Origin of the sequence: Companilactobacillus suantsaicola (genome assembly GCF_004745525.1) — a bacterium.
Taxonomy (GTDB): Bacteria; Bacillota; Bacilli; order Lactobacillales; family Lactobacillaceae; genus Companilactobacillus; species Companilactobacillus suantsaicola.
This window is the reverse complement of sequence record NZ_RKLY01000009.1, coordinates 62097-86709: the sequence shown is the minus strand read 5'-3', so window position 1 is coordinate 86709 and position 24613 is coordinate 62097. Positions and strand designations below refer to the sequence as shown.

The following is a 24613-nucleotide window of genomic DNA, read 5'->3' as shown; positions in this document are numbered from 1 at the left end:
CGAAGTTACAAGACCAAGTCAAGAACTTTTTTAAAATAATTAGTGGTGTTTAGGAGAAACAATTAAGCTTCAAACCGTTGACACCGTTGCTCTGTCGCAACAACAAGATATATATTACCAATCGAATAAGTGATGTGCAACCCTTTTTTACAAAAAAGTTGAATTTTTTTGCTTTTTTTCTGAAATTTGCTTCATAGCGCTGTTTATCCAACCTTGTTTCTGCTTGGCAATCGTCTTATATCCTATTCTATCACGATAATCAGTCCAAAAGTGCTTATGTAAGATAGGTCGTCCAATCTTTTCTGGATTCAAAGCCCTAGTAGACAGACTGATCTTTTGATTATACTCGTCTATTCCCATTACCAAGACGTCTACCTTATCTCCAACTTGATATCTCTCTTCTATATTAGAAACAAAGCCATGCTTTAATTCGGAGATATGAATCAAGCCTTGATGCTTATCATCTAACTTGACGAAGACGCCATACGATTGAATGCCGGAAATAGTCCCGGTAAGTTTGTCACCAATTCTCATATTTTTCCCTCTTTAAATTCTAAATGTGTCACAATATATCTATAGATTATATAACAGAAAATGGTGACTAAGATTATGAATGATAAAATTTATGACATTTCGATTATCGGTGGTGGTCCTGCAGGTATGTTTGCCACTTACTTTGCTGGTCTTCGTAACCTAGATGTAGCATTAATAGAAAGTTTACCTAAACTAGGTGGACAACCTGAGACTCTTTATGCTCAAAAGCACATCTATGACGTTGCCGGCCTACCTAAGATCTCCGCAACTGATTTAATCAAGCAACTGGATAAGCAATTGGAGATAACCAAGTTTGATAAATATCTAAATACATCTGTTTCTTCTATAGAAAGAGACGAAAATGATTCTACTTGGATTTTGACAACTAATAAGGAAACTATTCGGACTAAAGCGATTATCATTGCTATCGGTAATGGTGCCTTCAAGCCTCGTAAATTGACATTTGATTATGACAAGACTTTAGAAGATAACAACTTAAACTATTTTGTTAATCATATGGAAGACTTCCAAGGAAAGGACGTCTTAGTAGCCGGTGGTGGGGATTCGGCCGTCGATTGGTCAATTGATTTAAGCAAGATTACTAATCACACAGCACTGATTCATCGTCGCAACAAGTATCGTGCTATGGAATCCAGCGTCAAGAAACTTAATGAATCCGACGTTGAACAACTCAATCCCTACATCATCAAAGGTGTCGACTACAACGCTGATGATCACAAAAAGATCGATGTTCATCTAAAAATGATCAAGTCGGATGATGAGAAAACTGTCACGGCTGATAAATTACTAGTTAACTACGGCTTTGTCTCCGACTCCAAAATTTTACGCGATTGGCATATTGAATTAAGCGGTCCCTTCATTAAGGTGACACAAGAGATGGAAACTAATCTCCCTAACATTTTTGCCATTGGTGATATTGTAACTTATCCTGGCAAGCTTCAATTGATCACAACTGCTTTTGCAGAAGGTCCAGTTGCAGTTACTAAGGCACTTCGCAATCTTTACCCTAATCGTGATTACTTTGAACACAGTACTTCGATTTTTGAAAAATAACTTGAAATTTGTCTTTTGTAAAGCTAATTTTAAGATATGCTAGTATAATAAAGATTAATTTAAAATCTGGAGTTGATTGATTGAGTTACGTAATGAGTCTGATTGATTTTATTCTGCATATTGATAGCCACATGGTCAATATTGTAAATAACTTTGGTCTTTGGACATATTTGATTATGTTTATCATCATCTTCATTGAAACTGGTGTAGTTATCTTACCTTTCCTACCTGGTGATTCCTTGATTTTCGCCGCAATGGCTTTGGCAGCTAATCCAAGCTACGGACTACTTCCTTGGCTACTCTTTGTTATTTTCCTATCGGCGGCCGTCTTAGGAGATTCAATGAATTATGAAATTGGTGAACATTTTGGACAGTTTGCAACGGAGAATAAGTATCTGAGCAAACTGATCAATAAAGAGCACCTGCACGACGCACATCTTTTCTTCCAAAAGCACGGTGGTAAAACAATCGCTATTGGAAGATTCATTCCTCTAATCAGAACTTTCGTACCTTTCGTTGCTGGTAGTGGAACAATGCATTATGGAACCTTTTTGAAATTCAATTTTATTGGGGCTTTTCTATGGGTAACAGTTTGTTCTATTGCTGGCTTCTTATTTGGAAATATCCCTGCTGTTCAAGAACACTTCTCAATGATTATTCTAGGAATTATCTTAGTTTCATTGATTCCTGTTTTGATCACAGCTTTAAAGAATCGCAAAAAAAGAGCTTAAGATATTGTCTTAGGCTCTTTTTTGTTTTTTGGGGATGAAGTATGCCGTCCTCCATATCAAAGCCGATTTTGGCTGGAACGATTTAGAGATAGTATGTCGCCTTCCACAAAAAACTCAATTGGGACTGGAACGCTCTGGGCACAACTTGAAGCTTTTTTCAAAACCGGAAAAAATCTTCAAACTTGGCCTTATAGTAAGCGCTAAAGCGCTAACTATAATTTCAGAGCTGAGCCCAATTGAGTTTTTTGTTCCAGGCTGAATAGCAATTCTATGTTTTATTTGCTTTCCATTCCTTTAAGAATACTAATTCTATTCTGAATTATCACAAGTATTGTGACAGGTCATTAAATTCCCCTTATTTAAAAAAAGTAATAACAGCAAAAAAGAATCTTACTAGATTGCCACATTTTACAGCAATTCTAGTAAGATTCTCTTCTATTTTTAACAAATTAAAATATTGAAACACTAAAGCTACCCAGACTACAAATCAATCTTGAACTTAAACTGAATAGAATCGTATCCATTTCAGAATTTACGGAGATAACCGCAAATAACTGAAATCCAGTCTGGAGTAACAGCTCTGGGAAATGCTCAGCCGTGATATTCTACTTAGCGCTTTAGCGCTTATGTAGAAGGCCGAGCTTGGAAATGCCGCGCACTTTGCGGTAGTTTCAAGTCGTGCCCACCGCGTTCCAGCGTTTCCCAGAGCTGTTGCGGAAGACGGCATCCACCACCACCCAAAATAAAGAACTAATCTATCTAAAACGCAATTCGTCTAGCTTTCCAAAACATCAACCCTTCAAACACGATAAAGAACAGCACAAAGCATTGTGTAAAGAAGTCTTCCGGTAAAACATTGATAATTGGATCTTTTGCTGGATCAAACAACCAATCGCTGTTTCTAAATAGCACTTCGTGGAAAACCACGAAGAATTGATCAAAATTAAATAACATTAACAATACCAATGCAATTGTTCCGATTCCTACCCAGAAAAAGACACGATTGAAATAGGCTCGCACTTTGTGGAACTTCCAGACCGAGATACCACTAACTACCCAGACTGCAAAATTAAGCATGAAGAGTTTCTTACAATCTTCAAAATGGAGTCTTCCGGCTGGTGATGAAATGAAATCACTCAACTTAAATTGCCAATTGAACGGATTCAACAAATAGTCCATCATTTGAGCATAATTTTTAAATACCGTTCCATAATCCAGTTCTACTAATGAATCCAAATTATAGTAGCGAATATCAAATGCAAACAATAAATAGCTGGCAAAAATTGTGACTGATATTGCGGTAGTCAGAAAAAAGAAAACTAAAGCAGTGGTGTAAAGTCCATCTTTTTGGGCATTAGACATCCCACTCGTCCAAACTTTCTACTTCATGAGTTGGCTTGATAGCAACTTTAGCAATATCTTCATGGGTACTTACACCGGTATAAACTAACAAAGTGTCTACTCCAGAGGCAATCCCACATTTAATATCAGTATTGTAATTGTCACCAACCATTACCGCAGTCTTTGGATCAAAGTGCTTGAAGTCAGCTGCAAAGTCCATAATGTCACGTTCTGGTTTACCAATGTATTTAGCTCTTTGTTGCGTTGAAGTTTCTACTAAAGAAATAACTGAACCAGCCCCAGGAACTAATCCACGTTCATTCGGCAAGTTAGTATCAGCGTTAGTTCCAATGAAGAAAGCACCACGCTTAATTGCTAATGTCGCAATTTCAAATTTATGATAGGTAACATCATAATCTAAGCCGACAATCACTACATCAGGGTTAGTTTCTTCAAACTTGATTCCTGTGTTGTAAACTGCACTCTTTAAACCGTATTCGCCAATAACGTATGCAGAGTGGTTACTAATATCATCATCAAACATATTTTTTACATATGCTGCGGTTGCAAGCGATGGTGTTACGACTTGATCTGCAGTAGCGGGGATTTGATGGTTATTGACCAAATTATCAGCTACTTGTTGTGGAGTCTTAGTCGTGTTGTTAGTAAGGAAGTAATAGTCTACTCCTTTAGCTTGTAAATTCTCGACAAATGTTTTAGCTTCAGGAATCTTGTCCTTACCACGATACATTGTGCCATCTAAATCAATTAAATATGTTTGATACTTCATTTATTCTTTTCACCTATTTTTCTAATTTTAAAAGTCTTCTTTGCGCTAGTCTTTTTAACACGATGCTTCGTAGTCGTTTTGCGCTTATGACTGTGATTAGTATTTTTATTAACATTCTTATTGTTGTTTCCATGCTTGTTTTGAGTTGAACGAGTATGGAATTTGTGATTAACCTTACGTCGATTCTTCAAAGGAGCTTTCTTAACTTTTTCCAAAACAAAATATGCACAACCAAAGTTACAGTATTCCAATAAGTAGTCTTCCAAATGAGAGATCCGTGAATCAAGCGTACTATCACGTCTTTCATCTTCATAAAAACCTTTAAAACGTAACTGGTCGTATCCCCAATCACCAACAATGTAATCGTACTTATCTAAGACGTCATTGTAACGTTCTTCGATTCGTTCCTCGTTGAATCCATTGTCGTGATCTTCAACTATCTTATATTGAGTCTTGTTAATCGTAATCAGGTTATCTGTCAGAACGATAACATCAGCCAATTTAGCTGGTGTTTTATTCTCAACCTCTTGCAAACAATCACCTCAAATCGGATATTTTTTACTTAAATAATCTCCAAAAACATTTCTCAAGAACTTAGGATACAGAATTTCATTATCCCCTGCAATTTCAATCGATGGAAAATAGGGTACAAATAAATAATGGTCCAATAAAGCTAAAGTATACTCTTGATTAGGATTTAATTCTTGACCATTGACATAAACATTTCGTTTACTATCAATTTTTATCCCCCGATAAACTATTTCACCGAAAATCTTACCACGAAAGCCCATCCCTTTTTGTTGATGAGTTCGTAAGTACAAACGGTTCTTTTCCATTTCCATCACTAATCGCCAGACATTTTCGCCAGTCATCGTTGTCTTCATAGCGTGAATTGCATGCGGCAAGAGGTCATGTAAATCCTTTTGCGAAATAACGCCTTTTGGTAAGTCCTTTAAAAATAAGCCGGAACTCAAAATCGCTACTTCTGCACCGGTAAAGTCTTGCATCGCATCGAGGGCTTCATTGATCACCGCATGAGGTGCTTGATAATCCTTACTCAACGACACTGGTAAATTAGCAATTTTTCTTTGATCTAATAGCTTTTCACCTTTTTCGTGCTGAGCCAAAATCCAAGCGTCATCAGCCTTCTCTTTTGGAAGATCAGCTGTCCGTGTGGTAAAGGCTACTTTATTGGTAATTTCTTTTTGATCATTTAATTCCAAATCAATGTTCCCAATATTTTGACCGTACTTTCCAGCTGCTGCCAACAAGACGCCATTGTCCATCTCGCCTTTTTCAAACAAGTGATGCGTATGAGAACCAATAATAACATCAATTTCAGGATGATTTTTGGCAATCAAGCGATCCATTGAGACTCCTAAGTGTGACAACAAAATAATCACATCGCAGTCTTTAACTGCTGCCAGCGCCTGTGGCAAAATATCTTGAATCAACCGAATATCCCAATTCAACAATGGATAGGTCAAAATAAATGGCGCAGTCATTCCAATCACGCCAATCTTTGTCCCGCTCTTAGTCGTCAATACTTTAAAAGGCTTAGCAAAATCAGCCAACTGCTTAGTTTTCTCATCGTACAAATTATCTAAAATAACGGGGAAATTAGCTTCATCATACAAATGCATTAATTCTTGGTGACTGTTGCCTAAGCCTTCATTGTTACCAATCGTCGCTGCATCATAATGTAACTGATTCATCCACTCTATATTAGCTTTCCCATTAGTGGCTTCGGTTAGTGGATGAGCACGGTCCATTGCATCCCCAATATCGAACAAGTAAAAATCATCAGCAATGCTAGTATTTCTTGAGTTTTCAATAAAACGCGCAATACGTGGAAAATTTTCGAAGTGAGAATGTAAATCATTCGTGTGAACTATTTGAATTTTTTCCATAAAGAGCCTACTTTCTCTGCATTTTTGCTAATTCTTGTTTCTTCTTATCATACATTTCTAAAATTTCTTCTCCGCGTAAAGGACTGCCCCATGGCAAATCTTCACTCAAAAATTCACGTTCAGGAGCATCGACACCGACATTAATATTTTCCGCAATTGGCACTGAATAATGATGAATGTGACCATGCAAATTAATTATTTTGTCCACTTTACCTAATAACATGGGATAATGAGTACAATAAAATTGATGGTGATCAAATTTTAATAATGAACCAACGTCTTCAAATTGATATTTCAACTTGCCATCAGACATAGTTTGATTATGCTTATTAATGTATTTAAAAAGTGAACGATAATCGTGGTTACCTTTGATCAAAGTCATGTGTCCATTTAACTGCCGCAAAATATCAAACGTTTCTTCGTCAGTTGGATAATCTTGTGGTCGCATGGAAATATCACCGAGATGGTAAACACGGTCATTTTCATCGACTCGACTATTCCAAGCATCGATCATAGCTTGATTCATGTCATCGACGTTTTGAAAATGTCTGGGTGCAAAGTTATTTGGTTGTAATAATTGATAGTGATAAAAATGTGTATCAGCTATAAAGTAATTCATTTTATTAATCCTTTGAAATTATTTTATTTGCCTTGAGGATTTCTTCAAACGCATCATGAATCTTTCCTTCAGGCTTCTTATACTCGACCCACTCTTTCATTTCCATTGGTGGTACTGAATAATTCTCATTGACGTATTCTTCGTACGTGTTGACCGCTGATGAATGGGGAATATTGAGTTTCAAAATTCGAACCTCTTTGATCAATCCTAATTCAGCCGCCTTCTCTGCGCGACCGTTCATAACGATATTAGCTAATTCGTAATACTTTGTGCCATCATTACGAGTGATTTGTTCAATAATATCGAGTGTTTGCTTTTCATTGTCCATTGTTACTACCTCATTTCATTACTTATTTTAGTATATAATATTCAAAAAGTTAGGGAGTTAATTATGATTTCAAAAAACAACCTTTTCAAAATCGCCTTTGCTGGCCTCATTTTTTTCTTCGCCAGTGGTTTTACGGTCATTGGTCATCGTGGTGACCCAATCAATGCTCCAGAAGAGACCTTTGAAAGTTTTAACAAGGCTTTTGATGAAGGTGCTGATTATGTCGAACTTGATATTCACGTTTCAAAAGATAATGTGCTAGTCGTTTCCCATGACCGGGATTTAGAGCGCGTGACAGGTACATCGGCCATTGTATCCCAACACAATTTCTCCGAATTAGCAACGCTCAAACAAAAAAATGGTGAACCTATTCACAGTTTGAATCAAGTTTTCGAGCATTACAAAAATAATCCTAAAGCAAAATTTTTAATTGAAACTAAGAAGACGAAAAAAGGTAATCCCCAAAATATGGAAGCTTTACTGAAACAAGTAATCGATCAATACGGGATGCAAGATCGAGTCATGTTTCACTCATTCTCAACCAAGAGTTTACAAAATGAAGCTGAATTGATGCCCGACATCCCAAGAATCTTCATTGCCGGAACTATCAAGCGGGTCAATTTTGAAGTTTTGCAATATGTCACTGGCGTTAACCTTTCATCTAATATTGTAACCCCAGACGTCATCAACGCTTTGCATTCAATGGGTAAAACGATTTATGTTTGGGACGAAATGAATGAAAGCCCCAAAAAGTGGAATACTTTAATCAATATGCCAATTGACGGAGTTGTCACTAACTATCCCGCAACTGGTAATGAATATCGCGAGTTAAAGGATAAGTCAAAGAGTGAAGTTATCAACCAAAACGTTTATTACATGAGCTCTAAATCTGAACCGATTTACGAGAACCCCTACCGTTTAATCAAAACTAAAAAAGTGGTCAAACCACTAGATGGCTATCACATAACCAATATTATCCGTTCAAACGGTAAAAAGTACGTCCAACTGGGCGAGAATCAATTTGCCGACGCAACTGGTTTCAACTCAGAATATGTTTTAAAAGATCTACGTCAATATTTTGGAGCCAGTGTCGTCTATCGTAATCAACAACCGGATAACTTTTTATACAGTCAACCGGACAGTCAAAGCAAAATCAAGAATCGACTCGAAGCCAATCAGGTTGAAAAAATTATCACGATTCAACGCCGTGGTTCACAAACTTGGTTAAAATTAAAAAATGGTTGGATCAATGCCAAAAATGTCTTGATTCAATTAAATCCTGACAATTACCTAGGTAATGAAAGTCTAAAGAGTTATTATGATTTACCAAAAGGCCAGAGATTACGAAATGTTGATCTACTCGAAAATATTTCACTCGCCCAGCCAACGACTGATCAGACTTTACAGGATGCATCATTAATCAGTGAATTTAACAATTTATTCATTGATTTTTCAACGAATAATGACAACGATTCCATAAAGACAATTTAGGTAAATTAGCCATTAATCAAAACCTTTGGTAAAATATATAAAACTTCATGTGGAGGTCAAAAGATATATGTCTATAGATTGGGAAAAAGAAGTTTCACATCGTTCAGATGAATTAATAAACGACCTCTCAGAACTAGTAAGTATTGATAGTTCTCGAGATGTCGAACACAAAACAAATGATTTTCCTTTAGGACCAGGACCAGCCAAGGCCTTGCAAACATTTTTACACTTTGCAGACCGTGACGGCTTTGAGACTAAGAACGTTGATAATTTAGCGGGGCGCATCGAATTCGGTGATGGTGACGAATCGATTGCCATTTTGGGGCACGTAGATGTTGTACCAGAAGGTCCAGGTTGGAACACTAATCCATTTGAACCCGTAATTAAGGATCGAAACTTTTATGCACGTGGTGCTAGTGACGATAAAGGCCCTAGTTTGGCTTCCTACTATGCAATGAAAATTATCAAAGAACTTAAATTACCAACAAGTAAGAAAGTTCAATTGATTTTAGGAACTGATGAAGAGAGCGAATGGGTTGGCATCAACCACTATATGGAAAAAGAAACTATGCCAGAAACTGGTTTCTCACCTGATGCTGAATTTCCTGCTATCAATGGTGAAAAAGGGATTGTTTCCTTTAGAGTTAACTTCCCTACACCAGAAATTGGCGTAGTTAAAGCAGTGAAGGCTGGTATCAGACCTAACATGGTGCCACAAAATGCAGAAGCTGTTATTGATTCAGAAAAAATCGACTTCGAAGATTTAAAGACGAAGTTAAATGATTTCTTAGCTGAAAATCAAGCAGTCCAAGGCGAAGTTTCTAACGATGATAAATTAGTCGTTAAAATTATTGGTAAAGGTGCCCATGCAATGGAACCATTCAATGGTATCAATGCTGGTACTTACCTTGCCAAATTCTTATTAACTTTAGACTTGAATGAATCTGAAAAGACTTACTTCTCATTTATCGTTAATCAACTTCACTTAGATTTTGCTGGTAAAAATCTAGGAATCGCCAACACTCATGAAGTGATGGGTGACTTAACTGTTTCCCCTAACATTTTTGAATACGACCAAGATAATGCCAATATTCTTCTAAATATCCGTTATCCTGAAGGTGACACCGGTGTTACATTGACTGACAAGATCAACCAAAATCTACCAGAAAATGTTTCAGCTGTCATTGAAGGTCACAATCAATTGCCTCACTTCATCGAAGCTGATGATCCATTGGTTCAAGCTTTAGTTGGAGCTTATCGTGATCACACTGACGATGATACTGAACCATTTACAGTTGGTGGTGGTACTTACGGTCGAATTCTTAAACACGGAATCGCTTTTGGTGCAATGTTCCCTGGCGACGAAAATGTTATGCATCAACCTAATGAATATATTAATATTGATAAATTATTAAAAGCCACAGCAATTTACGCAGACGCTATCTACCGTTTAATTAAGTAATATGCCGTCTTCCACACAAGCCCTGTGATGAGCTGGAACGCGGCCGGCACAACTTTGAGCTTTTGCAAAGTACGCAAAATCTCAAAGCTTGGCCTTATCCTAAGCGCTAAAACACTAAGGATAATTTGGCGGCTGAGTCATCACAGGACTTGTGCTCCAGACTAGATAAATTGTTCTATAATTTATCCTATTTCATTCAATAATAAAGATACAGCATAATTTTCTTGCTTAGAAATAAAAAATAAAGTAAAACATAAAAACAGCATCTATTTTCTAGTACGTAATTGACTCCTAAGTAGTCTTATGCACATTAAAATAGAGGCTGTTTTTCATTTTTTATTCAAATATGAGATAAAATAAAACTGTCTATTCGAAAACACAATTTCTGTGATGTCTGGCCCCAAAGTCTGCTTAACACGTGCGTAAAAGGCAGGCTTTAACACAAACTAAGGTTTAAGAAAAAAATCAAATTCAAGAGAACTTTTTTTGTTTTTACACTTCTAAATCAATTTTATTATATAATTACGGTATGTAACTTTTTAAGGGAGCTCATTTAAAAGTGAAAAATTTATGGAATAGCATTGTCAATTGGTTCAAAAGTATTAAGAGCTGGTCCGATTTTGCTAAGAAAGCTAATCTTACAATAGAGATCATTCGTCGAATCGTTCTCTATTCAATCGCTGGCTTATTTATCATTTTGAGTTTATCCGTCGGTCTCGGTTTAGGATATGTTTCGGCATTAACGAATCAAGTTAGTGTTCCAACCAAAAACGAGATGAAAACGGAACTTCAAGATGTGAATAATTCAGCCACTCTATACTTTGCTGATGGACAAAAAATCGAAAGTCTAAAAAAAGATCTCGTTGGTACGAAAATTTCAATCGACGAGATGTCACCATATCTCAAGAAAGCTATTGTTTCCACTGAAGATAGTGACTTCTATCGACACAAAGGTGTCGTACCTAAGTCAATTTTTCGGGCGGTCATTTCTGATATTACAGGTATCGGTACGCAAACTGGTGGTTCAACTTTGACCCAGCAGACCGTTAAGATGCAAATGTTATCGTCAGAAACTACTTGGAAACGTAAAGCGGTCGAAATTTTCTTAGCTATGCGTGTTGATAAATATTTCTCAAAAGATGAAATTCTAGCTGACTATTTGAACGCTGCAACGTTTGGCCGTAATAATAAAGGGCAAAATATTCAAGGTGTTCAAGCAGCTGCTAAAGGTCTCTTTGGAAAAGATGCTAGTGATTTAAACTTGGCTGAATCAGCCTTTATTGCCGGACTACCACAAAGTCCATCAATCTACACTCCTTATGATGAACGTGGTCGGGTTAAAGATAATATCAGTCTTGGTTTGAAGCGTAAAGACATCGTTTTATATCGAATGTATCGTGACAATCAAATTTCAGAAGCCCAATATAATCAAGCTAAGAAATTTGATTTGAAATCTGACTTCTTAAAACCTGCCAGTGCAAACTCAACCAGCATCAAATATGGTTACTTGTACAATACTTTGACTGAACAAGCTCGGACAATTATCATTAAACGTCTAGCTAAAAATGATGGCATCAAATATAAAGATTTAGTCAAAGATAAAAATATGTATGAAAAGTACTACACTCAAGCAGATACAGAATTACACAATAAGAACTACAAGATTCACAGTACGATCAACAAGAGCTTGTACGTCGCTATGAACAAACAAGCTCAAGCTTATAAGAGTAATCTTGGTACGACTCATACTGATGATGCAACTGATCCTAACACTGGTCGCAGCATCAAGGTTTCTGAACCGGTTCAAAATGGCTCGGTCTTACTCGACAATAAATCTGGTCAAGTTCTAGCTTTCGTCGGTGGGGTTAACTTCAAGAAATCACAAATTAACCACGCCTTTGATACTCATCGTTCACCTGGTTCATCAATCAAACCTTTAATTACTTTTGCTCCGGCAATTGAAAATGGTTTGATTGGTTCACAATCAATGCTAGCTGACTTTAAGACTAGCTTTAATAAGTACTCACCTACTGATTATGGTGAAACTATTCAAAACCGTTTCATCTCAGCTCGTGAAACTTTGGAAGAATCATACAATATTCCTTCAGTTAACTTGTATAACTATATCCGTCAACACGGTGTCAGTTCTAAGAAGTACATGTCGAAGATGGGCATCAATTTGACTGACAAAGAATACAACCAACTAGGTATTACTTTAGGTGGTACATCGACTGGTGTGACAGTTCTTGAACAAGCTAGTGCCTTTTCTACTTTTGCCAACAAAGGGGTTCACGTTAGTCCTTATGTTGTTTCCGAAGTAACAGATCCTTCTGGTAAGAGTATTTACAAGCACAAGAATTCTAAGAAACGTGTCTTCACAGAGCAAACTTCATACATTATTAAGAATATGCTGCATGGTGTTGTTACTAAAGGTACTGCTTCGGCTCTATCCTATGAATCTAATTTCAACACTAAGAACCTCTTTGGTAAAACTGGTACTTCAAATGATTACCGTGATAACTGGTTCATCGGTAGTACTGATGGTATGACCCTTGCTTCTTGGATCGGATACGATAATTTCTACGGTAACTCCTACAACCTATCAAGTAACTCGACCAACTTGAATCAGGAACTTTGGTCGAAGATGGCTAATGCGATTTACGATCAAGATTCAAGTGTTATAAATGCTGAAACTAGTTTCGACCGTCCTAGTGGTGTTAAATCTTACAAGGTCGATAAAGAAACTGGTACTAAAGTCGGTACAATTGGCTACAACGGCGTAACTGCTAAGGTCAACCAACATACGACAACGTCGCTTTACTATAAAGGTAGTCCAAAGGCTATGTCCTACGATGAATTTGCTATCGGTGGTAAAGCTAAGAACTACAAATCCTTCTGGGACAACTACTTTGGACACAGCAGCACCTATGGTCAAGTTAAGACTTTAGGTGATTCTAATAAGAGTACTGATGAATTAGCTATTGAAAATGGTAGTGGTCGAACTTCTGGCTTCAGTAATAGTACTAATAGCAGTGATTCATCTGATGTGGTGACGAATAACCGTTCATCCAGTTCTTCAACTACTGAATCACGTTCGACAACTGAAAATGGTACTACTGATACTGGTACTGGAACTGGTGGTAGTTCAGGTTCTGGTTCATCTAGTGGATCATCCACTACGGACACTGGTACCACAACTACTCCAAGTGACAACAACAGTAGTTCTAATACTGAACAACCTACTACTGGAACTGGTGGTAATTCTAGTTCTGGTTCATCTAGCTCAAGTGGTGGAGAAACCAATACAACCCCACCAACTGGAGAATAACGAAACTCCCATCAATTGAATCACTTCAAAAGATGGGGGTTTTCTTATTTTATTTAAAGGAGAAATCTATGTATTTTAGCGCAGCATTTTTACAAAATTCACTTTACGTCGTCGCAAGTTTATTAATCTTATTCATTATCATTGATCTTATTTATCGCTGGAGACACAATATCAAAATTTGGGACAAGTCATTAACTTTAGCCTCAATTGTGTTGGTTAATACGATCTATTCAATCATTTCTGGATTCTTCGACATGTCTTACGAATTTAGTTCCATTTTCACTGGTGGCTTATCATTGGTTGCATTTGGCTATATTGTGGTGATTATTTGGGAATTGCGTAAGCAACGTAAAACTAGTCGAAAATAACAAAAAACTCTGAGATTTGGATTATTTGGCTTTTGAGGTATCATCTGGAAAAGCTAAAGACTCTTATTCTGTTACTTTTTCAATTACATCAAAAAAACCGTAAAAAAAATAAGCTTTACTAAAATGAAAATTCATTTTTAGTAAGGCTTATTTTTTTAATAATATTTTTTTGATGTATATCTGTTATAGGATTTGGTGCTCTTTTGTTTTATGTCCTAAAATTGCGGCATAAACGCGTTCCGCAGGCCAGGAGTCAACATTCCCAAATCATCCGCAAAGTGCGCGGATAATTCGTGAAGCTAGGCTACCTGCTGACTCCTAAGCGGGCCTGCTCCACGCTTTCTACTTTGTAGATCCACGTTTTACGATGCTATATGGCAACTTAACTGTATTTTCATCAATTTGTTCTTGATTCATCATCTTTGTCAACAAACGCATTGCAACGGCCCCGATATCATACAATGGTTCTTCAACTGAACTCATCTTTGGACGTGTTACTTCACAAAGTACTGTGTCATTACTTGTAACAAGTTCAAAGTCATCTGGAACCTTTACTCCAGCTTTCACAGCTGAATTCAAGATACCTGCAGCTAACAAGTCATCTGTGACATAAGCTGCTGTAGCACCACTACTACTGATTGCATCCCAGATTGCTTCTCCGGCACGTACTGAGTATTCTGCTTCAAAGACTAAGTTTGATGAGAAGTTCAAGTGTGCTTTCTTCAAAGCCTTCTTGTAACCGTCTAAACGATACTTACCGTCAATTGGGTTTTCAAGGCTTCCACCAACATAAGCAACTTTCTTATGTCCATTAGTTGCTAATTGACCAACAACACTGGCAACGGCATCAGTATAATCAATATTTACACTGGCACTTTCATTATTTTTATCGATTGAACCAGCCAAAACGATTGGTGTCTTTGAGTTTGCAAGAATTCTCTTGAGTTTCTTAGACAATTGTTTACCCATGTAAATAAGTCCATCAACTTGCTTTGATAGCAAATTATTCAAGATTTGTTCTTCATCACCAACAGATTCTTGTAAACTAGTCAAAATGATGTTGTATTTGTACATTGAGGCAACATCGTCAATACCTTTAGCTAATGATGCAAAGTACAAGTTAGTGATATCTGGCAAGATAACCCCAATTGTTGTACTCTTTTTACTTGCCAAACCACGGGCAACAGCGTTTGGACGATAATTCAAACGATCAATTACTTCCAAAACTCTCTTTCTTGTTTCTTCTTTTACATTGGCGTTACCGTTAACTACACGAGAAATTGTTGCCATTGAAACGTTGGCAGCCTCGGCTACGTCATAGATTGTTACGACCTTTTTATCCATTTATATTCACTCTCTCAAACAATATTTTCATTAATTAACTTTAATTTATCAAAAATTTTCAACAATTGCAAGCGGTTTCCACATTATTGGCATATGTTTTCATATTTTTTCAAAAAGAAAATGGTTTTCAGTGATATACTACTATTAAATCTGTACGTAAAGGAGTATTTTCATGAAGAAACAATTACAAGATCTACAAGAGTACTTAGCACAAAACAACTTGGACATTGCCTATATCTCTAAGCCAAGTGACATCCACTACTTCACTGGCTTTTACAGTGATCCCGTGGAAAGAATTTTAGCACTTTTAGTTTTCCCTGACAAAGACCCATTCCTATTTGCACCTCAACTAGAAGTTGAAGCTTCAAAAGACGCCGGTTGGGATAAAGATGTCTTTGGTTATTTAGATCATGAAGATCCATTTGCATTGATGGCAGGCCACATTAAAGACGTTGCCGGTACACCTAGCAAGTGGGGAATTGAAAAAGACGACCTTCCTGTTCAAAAACTCGAAGCAATCAAGCAACAATTCCCAGATGCACAATTTCCAACTAACCTCTCACGTTATATGGAAAATGCTAAGTTGATCAAAACTCCAAGTGAAATTGAAAACTTAAAAGCCGCTGGTGCTGAAGCAGACTATGCCTTCACAGTAGCTTTTAACGCTATCAAAGAAGGACGCACTGAACAAGAAGTTGTCGCCGAAATCGAATACGCCATGATGAAAAAAGGTGTCATGCATATGAGTTTTGACACAATCGTTCAAGCTGGTGCTAACGCCGCTAATCCTCATGGTGGACCCGAAAAGACTCCTATCGAAAAAAATGAATTGGTTTTGTTCGATCTAGGTACAGTCCACAACGGCTATATCTCTGATGCCTCCAGAACAGTAGCTTTTGGTCAGCCAGATGAGAAATCACTCGACATTTATAAAGTAGACTTGGAAGCTCAATACGCTGCCATGGATGCCGCTAAACCTGGTATCACAGCTGCAGAACTAGACAAAGTTGCCCGTGACATCATCACTAAAGCAGGTTACGGCGAATACTTCATCCATCGTCTCGGACATGGTATGGGAACTTCAGAACACGAATTCCCATCAATCATGGAAGGAAACGACATGGTTCTAAAACCAGGCATGTGCTTCTCAATCGAACCAGGAATCTACATTCCAAACGTTGCCGGTGTAAGAATTGAAGACTGTGTCTACATTACAGAAGACGGCTGCGAACCATTCACACACACAAGCAAAGAACTAACTTACATCAAATAGAATATTATTTAAGAATTGGGGAGATTAAGTATGCCGTCCTCCATAGCAAAGCTGATTTTGGCTGGAACGCTGTCGGCACTATTTTGAGCCTTTGCAAAGTACACAAAGTCTCAAAACTAGGCCTTCTTGTAAGTGCTAAAGCACTAACAAGAATTTGACGGCTGAGCCAAATCGGCTTTTATTCGGGACTGAATTTCACTTTTATGGTTTATTTACTTTCCATTCCTTTAAAAATAGTAGTTCTATTCTGACTTATCACAAGTATTTTGATAAATTACTAAGTTTCCCTTATTCAAAATAGAAATAATAACTCAAAAGAAAGAGGATCTTACTAGACTGCAGTAATCACTGCGGTTCTAATAAGATCCTCTATTTTTATATCAAATTAAGTTAGTTAAAAATTGAAATGCCACAACGTATCCAGGCCTTAAGACAATTAAGCATTTAATCTGAATAGAACCGAATCCACTTCAGAATTCACAGAAATACTGCCAAAATCTGAAATCCAGTCTGGAGTAACATCTCTGGGAAATGCTCAGCCGCCAAATTCTTGTTGGCGATTTATCGCTTACAAGAAGGCCGATCTTGGAGACTTTTTCCGGTTTTGAAAAAGGCTTCAAGTCGTGCCGGCAGCGTTCCAGCGTTTCCCAGAGATGTTGCGGAAGACGGCATCCAACCACCAACCAAACTAAAGAACTAAACTATTCTTCATTCAAATCATTTTCATCAAAAACGATATCAGAAGCATCCTCATCATCTTTGATTTTGTCAACTGTTGAAGTCATATGATCTTTCAAAGCATCGGTCTTATCATTAAAAGCATTAACCAAATCGTTGTTAGCTTTTAATCCTAAACCACCGTTATTGAAATCCCCACGAATTGTTTTGATATTCTCAATAACTTTTTGACCGGCTTCACTAGTTAAATACTTAGAAGCTAAATATCCTGATGCACAGCCTAATGCTAGGCCAATGATAAAATGATTATTTTTCATAATTACTTATTCTTCTTTCTTGGCCATACCTTAGTAGCTGTCTTGAGGACTGTTGCTACGTTACCTACTGTTAATAGATTTTGAAGGTTGAAACCTGAATTGTGTTCCTTTGAAGTTGCGGCGGCACTCTTCTTACCGAGATTTTCTACGGTATCAAAAAGTGGGTTCAATTTGGCTGACTTACTGTTAACGTCATCCATCAAAGTATTTGTCTTGTCCACTAACTTAGTACTTTGGTCCATGATTTGGTCAGTGTTCTTCGACAAAACTTCCACCATCTTGGTCGTTTCCTTCATTGTTTCTTGCAATTCTTGAAGTAATTTAGCTGTTTGTACTAATGTTCTGGCTAAATATACAACTAACACTACAAATGCAACTGCTGCAATTAATCCTGCAATTTGTCCACCAGTCATAATATTACCCTCCTGTATTTTAATAGCACTTTCATACTAGCATTATAACAATTTTAGAGCAATTATTTACCAAATAATCCAATCTTGCCAGAGTTTTTCCAACTTTTTGATAGCGTTACCACGGTGACTGATTTGATTCTTTTGATCTAACGTAATTTGCGCCATTGTCTTGTCTAGTTCAGGTACATAAAATAGTGGATCATACCCGAAGCCATCGTCTCCTTGTGGCAAAGTAGCAATCAAACCGTTGACTGAACCTTCAACGACTAAATCTTGGTCATTTTTAGGATTTGCAAACACTAAGGTTGAAACGAATTGGGCGGTTCTTTTTTCTAACGGAACTCCGCCTAATTCACTCAACAATTTAGCATTGTTTGCAGCGTCATTGTGATCACCGGCATATCTAGCTGAGTGAACACCAGGCTGACCGTACAATGCATCTACTTTTAACCCAGAGTCATCAGCGATTACTGGCAAATTGAACTGATCCATGACCGCATGTGCCTTGATGGTCGCATTCTCTTGAAAAGTCTTACCCGTTTCCCTAATCTCTGGGAAGTTGGGAAAATCTAATAACGTCTTCAATTCAATTTCCTGATCATCAAAAAGTCGTTTGAATTCACGAGCTTTACCAGGATTTTTAGTTGCTATTATGATTTCTTTCATCGTTTCCTCCGATATTTACTAAGTTAATTTCATCAATGTCTGTCTGTAACCAGCGCTTAGCCAATCTTGAAAATTCCTTAATATCAGCTGTAGCGTGCAATTTCAAAACTCGTTTTGGCTGTGTTGTTAAAGCAGCATTTTTGGTTAAATAATTTTTAGCAACTGTGACGGTTGCCACTGCTGGATCAACAAGTTTAGTATTTGGTAAAAAGCCATTGATCTGTTTCTTCAACATTGGAAAATGAGTACATCCCAAAATCAAAGTGTCAAATTCATTATCCTTGAACGGTTTTAAAGTTTCTTCAATATTTTGCTTAGCTTCCGCTGAATCAGCTGTATCTGTTTCAACAAAAGAAACAAATTTCTGGGCTGGAACTCCTAAAGATGTAATCTTAGGATTAATTTCATGAATCGTTTGATTGTAACTCTTTGAGTTGATAGTCGATTCTGTCGCAATAATTCCAATATGATCGGTTTTAGTTACTTTAGATGCTTCTTGTGAACCCGGTTCAATGACACCGATCATCGGAATAGTAAATTCACTGCGCATCGTTTGTAATGCATTAGCTGTGGCCGTGTTGCAGCCATAAATAATTATTTTTACATTTTGACTGATTAAATACTGTACCATTTCACGCGTATAAGCTATGATTTGGTCATGAGTCTTTACTCCATAAGGCATTCTTGCCTCGTCACCAATGAAAACTACATCTTCGTTAGGCATCTGTCTGATGACTTCTTTAACTACTGTTAATCCGCCTAATCCAGAATCTAGTACACCGATTGGTCTGTTATCACTCATATGTTACCCCTACCTTCGTTTAAGCGAATTGATTGTATTTTATGAAAATAATCATATACTATCTTTTACATTGACTTAAAAAGCAATTACTCTAATGATATAATAAATTGTCTAAAAAAAGGAGTTAAAACAATGGCCGCAAAACCTAATGATCTCAACAAACCAGAGTTAACAAATACTCAAGATAATAAAAATGTAGACACGTTAACTGAAAACTACTTTGCCGTTTCAGTACTCCGTGATTTTATCCTTCCTGACCTACTTGATAAAGACACTGTGGAACTATTATACTGGGCTGGAAAAAATTTGAGCCGACAATTGATTCTCGACATGCAAAGCTTACCTGACTTATTCCAAAAGGCTGCCTTTGGAACTTTGGAAGTAACTAAGCAAACTAAACATAGTTACATTTACACTCTGAATGGTCCTGAAGTAACTCAACGCTTCGACACTAATAATGATGATCCAGAATTCTCATTAGAGACTGGAATAATTGCTGAAACTGTCGAACGGACGATTGGTGCCTATTGTTTAGGTACTTACACCGTTGACAGTAAAGTCAAAAAGGTTTCAATTAAAATACAAATTGATCGAAACTAAAGTATACACCAAAAAAACCTCCAATTCGCATTTGAATTGAAGGTTTTTTTTTACTAAGCAGTGTAACCGTCTAGAATTTTTTCTAGTTGAGCTTTACTGTGGAAGCCAGTCAACTTATCGACTACTTCGCCATCTTTTTTGATCATCAATGTTGGGATAGCCATGATACCAAATGACTTAGCAGTATCTGGGTTAGCATCAACATCCATCTTTAAGAATTTAACGGAATCATCATTTTCTGACAATTCTTCAACAACTGGTGATTGCATTCTACATGGACCACACCAAGTTGCCCAAAAATCAATTAAAACGACACCATCTTTTGTGTCCTCTTCAAAACTCTTGTCTGTTACTTCATCAACCATTATTGATCACTCCTTCACTCTGTAAATATTATCATTATTAATCTATCATTAAAAAACATCTGCTTACAAATTATAAATCAACAATTGTAGCACCAGATCCACCTGAACTAGCTGGAGCATAGCCAAATGATTTCACTCGTGGATTTCTCTGTAAGTAATTAGTTACTCCCTTACGAATAACTCCAGTACCAAAACCATGAACGATGGTAACTTGATTATACCCGGCCAACAAAGCTTCATCGATATATTGGTCTAAATCAGACATTGCTTCTTCATAGCGCTTGCCACGTAGATCCAACTTGCTGGAAAGACCTGAACTCTTCGTCCGTTTGACCATCGTTGGCTTCTTTTCTGGTTCTGGTTGAGCATCTTGAACCTTTTCCAAATCATCCTCGCCGAATTTCATCTTCAAGATTCCTAGTTGCACTTCAAATTGATTATCTTTGTTCTTGCGGACAATGGTACCAATTTGATCGTATGGTAAGGCCTTAACGGTGTCACCCTCTTTTAATTGCTGGCGACGTTTATTCCGACGTAAGACCTTATTTTTCTTGAGTGATTCATCTTGATGAAGATTCTTCAAATTAGTTTTAGCGGAAATGATTTGGTCTTCTTTAACAGCCACTCCAGCTTGTTCCAACTTCCGCAAGCGAGTCACGATTTTATCGGATTCTTTCTTGGCTTTGGCAACAATTTGGTTAGCTCGAACTTTCGCTGCCTGAATTTCTGATTCTTTGGACTTATCCAAAGCGTCACTTTTCTTCTCATAAGTCTCTTGAACCGATTTATTTTTCGACAATTGAACTTGCAACTGTTGATTCTTCTGTTCAAATTCCTTACGACGACTCTCAAGATCAGCAATCATATTGTTCAAATCTTGACTCTCGCCATTCATCAATGATTGTCCACGGTCAACGACTGAACGATCCATCCCTAAACGAGCGGCAATATTGAAGGCATTACTTGCTCCTGGGATACCAATCAATAACTTGTATGTTGGCTTGAGTGATTTCTCATCAAACTCCATGCTGGCATTGATTGTTTCCGGAGTATTGTAGGCAAAAACTTTTAACTCTGGATAATGAGTCGTAGCCATGATAAAGCAGTGTGATTGGGCCAATTTTTCCAAGATGGCAATCGCAATCGCTGCCCCTTCTTGGGGATCAGTTCCGGCACCTAACTCATCGATCAAAACGAGACTGTGACTAGAAACTTTATGAATGATATTAATAATATTATCCATATGTGACGAGAAGGTACTCAAGTTTTGTTCAATCGACTGTTCATCACCAATATCGACGAAGACTTCGTCAAAGACCGCAATTTGGCTCTCTTCACGAGCTGGAATAAAGAGCCCCGCTTGAGCCATCAATTGAATCAAACCTAATGTCTTCATAGTAATTGTCTTACCACCAGTATTTGGTCCAGTGATCAACATCGTCTTGTAGCCATCCCCCATCTTGATATCATTAGCTACAACCTTATCAGGGTCGATCAGTGGGTGTTTTGCATTGGCTAGGTCAACTACATTGTCTTTTGAAATAACGGGTTCTGTGGCCTTTATTTCACGAGCATACTTAGCTTTAGCATTGATCAAATCAAATTGTGCTAAAACTTCATTGTTTTTCACGATCTCATCGATTTCTGGACGGACTAGGTCGGATAAATCATTTAAAATTCTAACTTCTTCCATCTTTTCAGAAACTTGCGATTCGTGCAATTGATTATTCAAACCGACAACAGCTTGAGGTTCAATATACAGCGTTTGTCCACTGGCACTTTGGTCATGGACAACTCCACCGAATTTAGTTTTATACTCAGTTTTCACTGGGATAACAAACCGGTCATCACGTAAAGTCACGATAGTTTCAGTTAAATACTTCGTATTCTTACCACGAGTATATTTTTCCATCGTCTGTCTGATCTGATCATTTAAACGACTGATGCGACCACGAATATATTTCAAATCGTCAGAGGCAGTATCTAAAACGCGACCAGTATCATCTAAAGAACGTGAAATCCGCTTCGTCAAACCGGGATTGTCGATCAATTTATCATCAAGATTGTATAGTTCACGTAAATCGAGCTGGTCATCTTTTAAACCAGCAAAAAATTCTTTTAACTCAGTTGTATTTTGGAGCACTTGACCGATTTGAGCTAACTCAGTTCCGTTCAAGTTCCCATCTTTTTTCAAACGATTAGCTTGATCATGGAGATCAGCTAACTTTCTAACTGGGATTTCCCCCTTAATTCGTAAAATGTCGGCACCATCTTTAGTTTGGTCGATCAATCTTTGAACAATTGACTCTACCGACATCGGCATTAATTTTTTTAAGAGAGTATTCCCACGCGTTGTGATTAGGTATTTGGCAATCTCAGCTTTGATTTTGTCAAACTCTAATACTTTCAAAGCTTTATTATTCATTATTCTCTCCTGTTATAAAATAAGACTGAAACAAATTGTCCCAGTCTCAAAAGTTACATTGCGCCGATCCACAGATGACTCAACGCTTCAGTTAATAATGGCGTATTCTTGATCATCGTTGAAGCGACAAATGAATGATTTAAAGCATGTTGGATTCCGGTCACTGGAATCATAGCCAACAGTAGTAACAACATAAAAATTGTCACATATGTTACTACAAATCCAATAATTCCACCGCTCAAAATATTAACATCATTGTACATTGGAAAATAAGTCAATCTCTTAAAATAAAGACCGACAAAGCGCATTATGATCCAACCAATGAAACAAATAAAAATGAAGGCGAATGCCCGGTAAAATGCATCGTCTAATTTCATACCAACTTTTGTTGAGAAAAAGGCAAACTCACTGCCTAGATTAGCGGAAGGATAAGGTACGATCATTTCAAATTTAGGACCAAGCGTCTTAAAAGATGCCCATGCCAAACAAAAGAATAAACCGTATCCAATTGCGTAAAATGCTTCCATGACTAGGCCACGGCGAGCACCAATATAAAATCCATAAATCAAAAGTAAAATAAGTAACAGACTTAGCATTATTTCCCCTTACATCAATCATTAGAAATCAATTTTGTGAATCATATTTAAGATAGAAATACCAAACGATTGGCTTGCGCCAATCGTTATTTTTATCCTATTCTTCGTCACTTGTGAAGGTGTTTAGAACCTCTTGAACCATATCCCATTCTTCAGGATCCTCAATTGGATTCAATTCACCTGCATCGACATCCCCATTTTTATCGGGTGTAAATGAAAAGGCTTGAACCTCAATCTCGTCTGAATCCTCTGAATTCTTAGGGTATAAGAAGACATATGATTTACCATAATCATCTGAATCGAAAGTAAAGAGAATTTTAAAAACCTCTTTGTTACCTTGATCATCACTTAAAATTACTTCATCTAAATCTTTTGGTGGTTGTTTTTCACTCATATTTATCACCTAATTTCGTGTTAGTTTACCTTTGGCATCAAGATAATTTTGCAGAATCATTTCGGCAGCAATTTTGTCGACTACCTTCTTGCGTTTTCTACGAGACACATTGGCCTCATCAATCAGCATTCTTTCAGCTTGAACAGTCGTCAAACGTTCATCGATAAAATCAATTGGCAAATCGAATTTGTCCTGAATCATTTTACCGTATTCACGCGATTTTTCTGCCCGTGGTCCTTCAGAATTATTCATATTCTTAGGCAGTCCCAGAACAATTCCTGTGATCTGCTTTTCTTTGATGATTTCTCCTAATCGATCTAACCCGAAATCCTCTTTCTTTTCATTCATATGAATAGTTTCTACACCTTGTGCAGTCCAGCCTAATAAATCACTGGCTGAAACACCAACGGTTCTTGCACCAACGTCTAAACCTAATAATCGCATTTATTTACCTTGATTGAGATAACTCTTAACTAATTCTTCGATTATCTCGTCTCTTTCATGTTTCAAAATCAAATTACGGGCATCGTTATGTCTTGGAATGTATGCAGGGTCACCAGATAGTAGGTATCCAACAATTTGATTAATTGGATTATACCCCTTTTCTTCTAGTGATTGGTAAACACTTTCTAGTGTTTCCTTGACATCTTTACCTTTGTTTTCATTAAAATCAAAACTCATAGTTTTATCAAGTGAACTCATGGCAAACCTCCATATAACAAATATTTAAGTGACTAGAATGCTTAGTTCAATTATAGCCCACT

At 37.2% G+C, this 24613-nt stretch carries 26 protein-coding genes; 8 read left to right on the top strand and 18 right to left on the bottom strand.

The genetic code is table 11. The features are described 5' to 3' along the window. Positions 1 to 147: 147 nt before the first annotated feature. Positions 148 to 534 carry a CvfD/Ygs/GSP13 family RNA-binding post-transcriptional regulator gene (locus EGT49_RS05070; RefSeq protein ID WP_135372149.1) on the bottom strand — a complete coding sequence of 129 codons (387 nt, stop codon included), beginning with the start codon at positions 532 to 534 and terminating at the stop codon, positions 148 to 150. A 75-nt stretch (positions 535 to 609) separates the two neighbouring features. On the opposite strand from EGT49_RS05070, the gene EGT49_RS05065 reads away from it, so the two are divergent. Further along, entirely contained in the window at positions 610 to 1608 is a 999-nt protein-coding gene (locus EGT49_RS05065) for an NAD(P)/FAD-dependent oxidoreductase (protein WP_135372147.1), read from the top strand. 92 nt (positions 1609 to 1700) lie between these two features. Continuing rightward, entirely contained in the window at positions 1701 to 2339 is a 639-nt protein-coding gene (locus EGT49_RS05060) for a VTT domain-containing protein (RefSeq protein WP_135372157.1), read from the top strand. Positions 2340 to 3098: 759 nt separating this feature from the next. Here EGT49_RS05060 and EGT49_RS05055 read toward each other — a convergent pair. Genes EGT49_RS05055 through EGT49_RS05030 form a run of 6 tightly spaced genes read right to left on the bottom strand, consistent with a single transcriptional unit; the run spans position 3099 to position 7327 of the window. Continuing rightward, complete coding sequence (locus tag EGT49_RS05055) at positions 3099 to 3701, bottom strand: TIGR01906 family membrane protein (protein ID WP_135372145.1); 603 nt, start codon at positions 3699 to 3701, stop codon at positions 3099 to 3101. After that, the gene (locus EGT49_RS05050; RefSeq protein WP_135372143.1) at positions 3694 to 4470 is read right to left on the bottom strand and encodes a TIGR01457 family HAD-type hydrolase; all 777 of its coding nucleotides are present in this window, start codon (positions 4468 to 4470) and stop codon (positions 3694 to 3696) included. Before EGT49_RS05050 ends, EGT49_RS05055 begins: the two co-directional genes overlap by 8 nt. Next, a complete protein-coding gene (locus tag EGT49_RS05045) occupies positions 4467 to 5003 on the bottom strand; it encodes a YutD family protein (protein ID WP_135372141.1) in 537 nt (178 codons plus the stop codon). The genes EGT49_RS05050 and EGT49_RS05045 overlap by 4 nt, the downstream gene beginning before the upstream one ends. 9 nt (positions 5004 to 5012) lie before the next feature. After that, complete coding sequence (locus tag EGT49_RS05040; RefSeq protein ID WP_135372139.1) at positions 5013 to 6380, bottom strand: bifunctional metallophosphatase/5'-nucleotidase; 1368 nt, start codon at positions 6378 to 6380, stop codon at positions 5013 to 5015. Positions 6381 to 6387: 7 nt separating this feature from the next. Next, complete coding sequence (locus EGT49_RS05035) at positions 6388 to 6999, bottom strand: metallophosphoesterase (protein WP_135372137.1); 612 nt, start codon at positions 6997 to 6999, stop codon at positions 6388 to 6390. A gap of 4 nt (positions 7000 to 7003) precedes the next feature. Continuing rightward, positions 7004 to 7327: a hypothetical protein gene (locus EGT49_RS05030; protein WP_135372135.1), complete on the bottom strand. Its 324-nt coding sequence runs from the start codon at positions 7325 to 7327 to the stop codon at positions 7004 to 7006. Between the two features lie 63 nt (positions 7328 to 7390). Between EGT49_RS05030 and EGT49_RS05025 the strand changes: the two genes are divergently transcribed. The 4 genes from EGT49_RS05025 (at position 7391) to EGT49_RS05010 (ending at position 13976) form a co-directional block, all read left to right on the top strand. Continuing rightward, the gene (locus EGT49_RS05025) at positions 7391 to 8818 is read left to right on the top strand and encodes a glycerophosphodiester phosphodiesterase (protein ID WP_135372133.1); all 1428 of its coding nucleotides are present in this window, start codon (positions 7391 to 7393) and stop codon (positions 8816 to 8818) included. Between the two features lie 67 nt (positions 8819 to 8885). After that, a complete protein-coding gene (gene pepV, locus EGT49_RS05020; protein ID WP_135372131.1) occupies positions 8886 to 10280 on the top strand; it encodes a dipeptidase PepV in 1395 nt (464 codons plus the stop codon). Positions 10281 to 10839: 559 nt separating this feature from the next. Beyond that, positions 10840 to 13608, top strand: coding sequence for a transglycosylase domain-containing protein (locus tag EGT49_RS05015; RefSeq protein WP_135372129.1), 2769 nt, complete (start codon positions 10840 to 10842; stop codon positions 13606 to 13608). Positions 13609 to 13676: 68 nt separating this feature from the next. Continuing rightward, positions 13677 to 13976: a hypothetical protein gene (locus EGT49_RS05010; RefSeq protein ID WP_135372127.1), complete on the top strand. Its 300-nt coding sequence runs from the start codon at positions 13677 to 13679 to the stop codon at positions 13974 to 13976. 342 nt (positions 13977 to 14318) lie between these two features. Here EGT49_RS05010 and ccpA read toward each other — a convergent pair whose 3' ends face one another. Then, the gene (ccpA, locus tag EGT49_RS05005) at positions 14319 to 15320 is read right to left on the bottom strand and encodes a catabolite control protein A (RefSeq protein ID WP_135372125.1); all 1002 of its coding nucleotides are present in this window, start codon (positions 15318 to 15320) and stop codon (positions 14319 to 14321) included. 172 nt (positions 15321 to 15492) lie between these two features. Between ccpA and EGT49_RS05000 the strand changes: the two genes are divergently transcribed. Continuing rightward, positions 15493 to 16593: a M24 family metallopeptidase gene (locus EGT49_RS05000; protein WP_135372123.1), complete on the top strand. Its 1101-nt coding sequence runs from the start codon at positions 15493 to 15495 to the stop codon at positions 16591 to 16593. 701 nt (positions 16594 to 17294) lie between these two features. On the opposite strand, the gene EGT49_RS04995 is transcribed toward EGT49_RS05000, so the two are convergent. The 4 genes from EGT49_RS04995 to murI form a co-directional block, all read right to left on the bottom strand. Then, a complete protein-coding gene (locus tag EGT49_RS04995; protein WP_135372121.1) occupies positions 17295 to 17588 on the bottom strand; it encodes a hypothetical protein in 294 nt (97 codons plus the stop codon). 2 nt (positions 17589 to 17590) lie between these two features. After that, the gene (locus tag EGT49_RS04990) at positions 17591 to 18001 is read right to left on the bottom strand and encodes a DUF948 domain-containing protein (protein ID WP_135372119.1); all 411 of its coding nucleotides are present in this window, start codon (positions 17999 to 18001) and stop codon (positions 17591 to 17593) included. Between the two features lie 66 nt (positions 18002 to 18067). Next, complete coding sequence (locus tag EGT49_RS04985; RefSeq protein ID WP_135372117.1) at positions 18068 to 18667, bottom strand: XTP/dITP diphosphatase; 600 nt, start codon at positions 18665 to 18667, stop codon at positions 18068 to 18070. Next, positions 18642 to 19469: a glutamate racemase gene (murI, locus tag EGT49_RS04980; RefSeq protein WP_135372115.1), complete on the bottom strand. Its 828-nt coding sequence runs from the start codon at positions 19467 to 19469 to the stop codon at positions 18642 to 18644. Before murI ends, EGT49_RS04985 begins: the two co-directional genes overlap by 26 nt. 132 nt (positions 19470 to 19601) lie before the next feature. Here murI and EGT49_RS04975 point away from each other — a divergent pair, with 132 nt between their 5' ends. Beyond that, positions 19602 to 20069, top strand: a complete 468-nt coding sequence (locus EGT49_RS04975; protein WP_135372113.1) for a DUF2507 domain-containing protein — start codon at positions 19602 to 19604, stop codon at positions 20067 to 20069. 53 nt (positions 20070 to 20122) lie between these two features. On the opposite strand, the gene trxA is transcribed toward EGT49_RS04975, so the two are convergent. The 6 genes from trxA to EGT49_RS04945 all read right to left on the bottom strand — a co-directional run bounded on the left by trxA (position 20123) and on the right by EGT49_RS04945 (position 24551). Further along, positions 20123 to 20434 (bottom strand): thioredoxin, encoded by a 312-nt coding sequence (gene trxA / locus EGT49_RS04970; RefSeq protein WP_135372111.1) that lies wholly within the window; start codon positions 20432 to 20434, stop codon positions 20123 to 20125. Positions 20435 to 20504: 70 nt separating this feature from the next. Next, positions 20505 to 22859, bottom strand: a complete 2355-nt coding sequence (locus EGT49_RS04965) for an endonuclease MutS2 (protein ID WP_135372109.1) — start codon at positions 22857 to 22859, stop codon at positions 20505 to 20507. Between the two features lie 53 nt (positions 22860 to 22912). Then, positions 22913 to 23455, bottom strand: coding sequence for a CvpA family protein (locus EGT49_RS04960; protein WP_135372107.1), 543 nt, complete (start codon positions 23453 to 23455; stop codon positions 22913 to 22915). Between the two features lie 97 nt (positions 23456 to 23552). After that, on the bottom strand, positions 23553 to 23858 hold the full coding sequence (locus EGT49_RS04955; protein WP_425456247.1) for a DUF1292 domain-containing protein: 306 nt from the start codon (positions 23856 to 23858) through the stop codon (positions 23553 to 23555). Beyond that, entirely contained in the window at positions 23859 to 24293 is a 435-nt protein-coding gene (gene ruvX, locus EGT49_RS04950) for a Holliday junction resolvase RuvX (RefSeq protein ID WP_135372103.1), read from the bottom strand. Beyond that, the gene (locus EGT49_RS04945) at positions 24294 to 24551 is read right to left on the bottom strand and encodes an IreB family regulatory phosphoprotein (protein ID WP_025084641.1); all 258 of its coding nucleotides are present in this window, start codon (positions 24549 to 24551) and stop codon (positions 24294 to 24296) included. Between the last annotated feature and the right edge of the window lie 62 nt (positions 24552 to 24613).

Bases quoted from the DNA above. Each gene is read 5' to 3' on its own strand.
- EGT49_RS05025 (WP_135372133.1), top strand. From the start codon at position 7,391: ATGATTTCAAAAAACAACCTTTTCAAAATCGCCTTTGCTGGCCTCATT.
- EGT49_RS05055 (WP_135372145.1), bottom strand. From the start codon at position 3,701: ATGTCTAATGCCCAAAAAGATGGACTTTACACCACTGCTTTAGTTTTC.
- EGT49_RS04975 (WP_135372113.1), top strand. From the start codon at position 19,602: ATGGCCGCAAAACCTAATGATCTCAACAAACCAGAGTTAACAAATACT.
- EGT49_RS04965 (WP_135372109.1), bottom strand. From the start codon at position 22,859: ATGAATAATAAAGCTTTGAAAGTATTAGAGTTTGACAAAATCAAAGCT.
- trxA (WP_135372111.1), bottom strand. From the start codon at position 20,434: ATGGTTGATGAAGTAACAGACAAGAGTTTTGAAGAGGACACAAAAGAT.
- EGT49_RS05065 (WP_135372147.1), top strand. From the start codon at position 610: ATGAATGATAAAATTTATGACATTTCGATTATCGGTGGTGGTCCTGCA.
- EGT49_RS04960 (WP_135372107.1), bottom strand. From the start codon at position 23,455: ATGCTAAGTCTGTTACTTATTTTACTTTTGATTTATGGATTTTATATT.
- EGT49_RS04985 (WP_135372117.1), bottom strand. From the start codon at position 18,667: ATGAAAGAAATCATAATAGCAACTAAAAATCCTGGTAAAGCTCGTGAA.
- EGT49_RS05050 (WP_135372143.1), bottom strand. From the start codon at position 4,470: ATGAAGTATCAAACATATTTAATTGATTTAGATGGCACAATGTATCGT.
- EGT49_RS05010 (WP_135372127.1), top strand. From the start codon at position 13,677: ATGTATTTTAGCGCAGCATTTTTACAAAATTCACTTTACGTCGTCGCA.
- EGT49_RS05040 (WP_135372139.1), bottom strand. From the start codon at position 6,380: ATGGAAAAAATTCAAATAGTTCACACGAATGATTTACATTCTCACTTC.
- EGT49_RS05035 (WP_135372137.1), bottom strand. From the start codon at position 6,999: ATGAATTACTTTATAGCTGATACACATTTTTATCACTATCAATTATTA.
- murI (WP_135372115.1), bottom strand. From the start codon at position 19,469: ATGAGTGATAACAGACCAATCGGTGTACTAGATTCTGGATTAGGCGGA.
- EGT49_RS05060 (WP_135372157.1), top strand. From the start codon at position 1,701: ATGAGTCTGATTGATTTTATTCTGCATATTGATAGCCACATGGTCAAT.
- ruvX (WP_135372103.1), bottom strand. From the start codon at position 24,293: ATGCGATTATTAGGTTTAGACGTTGGTGCAAGAACCGTTGGTGTTTCA.
- EGT49_RS04945 (WP_025084641.1), bottom strand. From the start codon at position 24,551: ATGAGTTCACTTGATAAAACTATGAGTTTTGATTTTAATGAAAACAAA.
- ccpA (WP_135372125.1), bottom strand. From the start codon at position 15,320: ATGGATAAAAAGGTCGTAACAATCTATGACGTAGCCGAGGCTGCCAAC.
- EGT49_RS04990 (WP_135372119.1), bottom strand. From the start codon at position 18,001: ATGACTGGTGGACAAATTGCAGGATTAATTGCAGCAGTTGCATTTGTA.
- pepV (WP_135372131.1), top strand. From the start codon at position 8,886: ATGTCTATAGATTGGGAAAAAGAAGTTTCACATCGTTCAGATGAATTA.
- EGT49_RS05000 (WP_135372123.1), top strand. From the start codon at position 15,493: ATGAAGAAACAATTACAAGATCTACAAGAGTACTTAGCACAAAACAAC.
- EGT49_RS04995 (WP_135372121.1), bottom strand. From the start codon at position 17,588: ATGAAAAATAATCATTTTATCATTGGCCTAGCATTAGGCTGTGCATCA.
- EGT49_RS05030 (WP_135372135.1), bottom strand. From the start codon at position 7,327: ATGGACAATGAAAAGCAAACACTCGATATTATTGAACAAATCACTCGT.
- EGT49_RS05070 (WP_135372149.1), bottom strand. From the start codon at position 534: ATGAGAATTGGTGACAAACTTACCGGGACTATTTCCGGCATTCAATCG.